Origin of the sequence: Exiguobacterium sp. s128, assembly GCF_018618815.1 — a bacterium.
Classification (GTDB): domain Bacteria; phylum Bacillota; class Bacilli; order Exiguobacteriales; family Exiguobacteriaceae; genus Exiguobacterium_A; species Exiguobacterium_A antarcticum.
Genome location: NZ_JACSMT010000084.1, coordinates 1 through 2,971, shown reverse-complemented (window position 1 = coordinate 2,971; position 2,971 = coordinate 1). Strand labels below are relative to the sequence as shown.

The window sequence follows — 2,971 nt, the reverse complement described above, 5'->3', positions numbered from 1 at the left end:
CTTCGGCTTCTTTGTGGGCACTCCGTATCCGACCGAGCTTTCATCCCACCCCTAAAGGAGTGGGCTTTCCCGCTCAAAAATTCTGTAATGAATGCTTTGACGCCTGTTTAAAGGAGTCTCATGTATCTTCGATGACAGACTGTATACGATTGAATCGAGATTGTGCAGATATCTGCAGCTTACTGGTACAAGCTATTTCTCGAAATAGTAATCAACTTAGTGCTCTCGCTAAAAGTTGCGTAGAAATTTGTAGGAAATGTGCGGATGAGTGTTCAAAACATGATCATGAACACTGCCAAAGATGTGCAAAAGCATGTACAGAATGTGTAAGTAAATGTCAAAAAATTCTTGCGTAGACGATTAGAAAGATAGAAAACCTGCCTATACCAATCAAAAGAATATGATTAGTGTAGGCATTTTTTTCTATTCAAAAGGGAAGTTTGACTTAAAGATGAAAAAATTCATAGGCTCGATATACTAACATTACTGAGAATGAAAAAAGTGATACATATAAAATGACGAGCAAAATTTTTGAAAGAAGGTTCATGGTTTCAACTCCATTTCTAATCGTTTAAGTCAATGATAAAAAGAAAATGTGAAATTTTTTTGAAAAAATTTTATATTTTGAATTGAGAGGAGGGCTAGAAAATGAATAGAATTTTAATTGTTGATGACGAGATCAGAATGAGACAACTCTTAAAGCTTTACCTAGAACCGGTTGGCTATGACTGTAGTACAGCGCATGATGGCATCGAGGCGCTTGAGAAGGTGAAGAAAGAATCATTTGATCTCATTCTACTTGATGTCATGATGCCCTTGTACGATGGTTTTGAGGTATGTAAAAAAATAACGGATGCCCATCCAGATATTCCAATCATCATGATCACTGCTTTAGACGATGCTGAATCCATCGTAAAGGGATTAGACGCGGGAGCGACAGATTATGTTTCGAAGCCTTTTAATGGAGAGGTGTTATTAGCGAGAGTCCGTTCGGTCATGCGGCGAAAGCCGAAGGAACATGTCATGTATGAAGGGTTGGTACTGGATGAAAACAACGATTTCATTTTACTCGATGGGAATGTGATTGATTTTACTCCTAAAGCCCATGCGTTGTTGCGACTATTTCTCCAACATCCAGGACGGTTATTTAATCGATTAGAACTTTATGACTTTGTCTGGTCCTATACTTCAGAATCGGATCCGCGAACGGTAGATTCTCATATTAAGATGATTCGAGAAAAGTTGAGAGATTTAAATTATCCAATCGATCGTCATCTGAAAACCATTTGGGGACGTGGATATCGATGGGTTGAAGGAGAGGAATGAAAAAAAATTCTCCAAGAATAAAACGATGCTTCACAGAATCTTGTTAGATATTTTGTATGTCTTTTGGTTGATTGTCTAAAAAGGTAGTAAGCGTTAGGCAGGATTCTGTTTCTTCTCTATACACTAGCTACAGGGAGGGTTCTTCATGGAACATAATCAGCATCATGATAATGAAAATACTACGTATTCCTCTCATCATGAACATGCAGGGCATGAAGGGATGATTGAAGATTTTAAAAAACGATTTTTTGTATCGTTAGGTTTAACGATTCCAATTTTGCTATTGTCAAAAATGATTCAAGAATGGTCCGGTCTAAGCATTAATTTTCTATACGATGACTTTGTGTTACTTACATTGTCTACGATAGTCTATTTTTATGGAGGGTGGCCTTTTTTAAAAGGTAGTTTGGATGAGCTTCGCAACAAAAATCCTGGCATGATGATGTTGATTGCTTTGGCAATCAGTGTTGCCTATTTTTACAGTGTTGCAATCGTACTCGGATTTGGAGAAGGACATGATTTCTTTTGGGAACTGGCGACACTTATCGATATTATGTTACTAGGACATTGGATTGAAATGAAGTCAATCATGGGTGCTTCCAATGCCTTACAAGAACTTGTGAAGCTACTCCCCAGTATCGCGCATCGTATCAATAAAGATGAGGTAGAAGATATTCCTGTATCCGAACTAAATACGGGAGATACGATTCTCATCAAGCCAGGCGAACAAGTCCCCGTAGATGGAAAGATAATAAAGGGGACGACGACGATCGATGAATCGATGTTGACAGGCGAATCGTTACCGATCGAAAAGCAAAAAGGTGACATGGTGATTGCTGGTTCTATCAACCAAGAAGGAAGTGTGACAGTCGAAACCAATGATACTGGTGAAGGTACTTACCTTTCAAAGGTGATTGATTTAGTCAGTGAAGCACAGGAATCAAAATCAAAAACACAAAATTTAGCAAATCGTGCAGCAAAAATGCTCTTCTACGTTGCAGTTGGTGCAGGCATTCTGACGTTCATTATCTGGTTAGCACTAGGGTACTCAGTCAGTACCGCAATTGAGCGGATGGTGACGGTCATGGTTATCTCATGTCCTCATGCATTAGGATTGGCAGCGCCTCTCGTCGTTTCTGTGTCTACTGCGATATCGGCTAAGCGAGGATTGTTAATTCGAAACCGTACGCAGTTTGAGGAGGCACGTCGTTTGGATGCGATTATTTTCGATAAGACCGGAACTTTAACGCAGGGAAACTTCGGGGTCACAGATATCATCCCTGTCCAGGATTCCTCTCAGAATGAATTACTAGGACTTGCTGCAGCTGTAGAGCAATCATCGCAACACCCTCTCGCACAAGGGATACTTGCAAAGGCAAATGAACTTGATCTCTCTTTTCCAACAGTTGAAAATTTTAGTTCTATGACAGGAGTAGGATTGAAAGGAGAAGTGAATGGACTGTCGGTTCGTGTTGTGAGTCCTCGATATGTTCGTCAAGAAAAACTAGCAATCGATGAAGAAACATTTGAGAAGTTGTCCGAGGAAGGGAAGACTGTGGATGGTCTACAGTTAGTTGGACATAAACCTTAAGGTCAATTAGACTTAGGAAAATTATGAACAGCAGAGGAGAATCACCTTCATGAA

3 protein-coding genes are annotated in these 2,971 nt (G+C 39.7%); all 3 read left to right on the top strand.

Annotated elements, in window-relative coordinates; all coding sequences use genetic code 11:
• The first annotated feature begins 59 nt into the window (after nt 1-59).
• The 3 genes from KNQ13_RS16065 to KNQ13_RS15600 all read left to right on the top strand — a co-directional run bounded on the left by KNQ13_RS16065 (nt 60) and on the right by KNQ13_RS15600 (nt 2,917).
• A complete protein-coding gene (locus tag KNQ13_RS16065; protein ID WP_150111998.1) occupies nt 60-356 on the top strand; it encodes a four-helix bundle copper-binding protein in 297 nt (98 codons plus the stop codon).
• Nucleotides 357-648: 292 nt separating this feature from the next.
• A complete protein-coding gene (locus KNQ13_RS15605) occupies nt 649-1,326 on the top strand; it encodes a response regulator transcription factor (RefSeq protein WP_026831297.1) in 678 nt (225 codons plus the stop codon).
• Between the two features lie 145 nt (nt 1,327-1,471).
• Nucleotides 1,472-2,917, top strand: a complete 1,446-nt coding sequence (locus KNQ13_RS15600) for a heavy metal translocating P-type ATPase (protein WP_209548549.1) — start codon at nt 1,472-1,474, stop codon at nt 2,915-2,917.
• Nucleotides 2,918-2,971: the final 54 nt, after the last annotated feature.

Coding starts and splice junctions, on each gene's coding strand:
- KNQ13_RS15605 (WP_026831297.1), top strand. CDS start 649: ATGAATAGAATTTTAATTGTTGATGACGAGATCAGAATGAGACAACTC.
- KNQ13_RS15600 (WP_209548549.1), top strand. CDS start 1,472: ATGGAACATAATCAGCATCATGATAATGAAAATACTACGTATTCCTCT.